Below are 533 nucleotides of genomic sequence, written 5' to 3' on the forward strand. Positions count from 1 at the left end.
CAGGTCCGCACCGCTGATTTTCACCATATCCACCGCCGGCGTGCCGGTCTGGATCACGCCCGGGTTGTCCGTGCCCGGATTGGTGATGTCGATACAGCCGTCGTTGCCGGCCGGGCACGAGCCCGGGCCGCCGGAGACCATCGAGGTGTTGACCGCCACCGTGTTACCGGCCACCGCCTTGTCATCCTGCGCCTTCACCGTCAGCCACAGCACCTTGCCCGCATCAGCGGCTTCCAGCGTGCGGCTGCCAGCGTTACCGGAGGTGGTGATGGTGCTCGCCGGCTCAGAGGCCTGTGCATCCAGGGTCCACTCATAATGCGAGCTGTCCGCGCCCGCGCCGTTTGCCGCATACACGTAGGAGCCCGTCAGCGTCGTGCCCACGTTCAGGTCCGCACCGCTGATTTTCACCATATCCACCGCCGGCGTGCCGGTCTGGATCACGCCCGGGTTGTCCGTGCCCGGATTGGTGATGTCGATACAGCCGTCGTTGCCGGCCGGGCACGAGCCCGGGCCGCCGGAGACCATCGAGGTGT

The 533-nt window shown here is 67.2% G+C and carries 1 pseudogene; it reads right to left on the minus strand.

Annotated elements, in window-relative coordinates:
• Positions 1–533: pseudogene (locus tag AC6BYQ_RS28570) on the minus strand (hypothetical protein); the annotation flags it as partial.

Source organism: Serratia sp. LTN-2, from assembly GCF_059740205.1.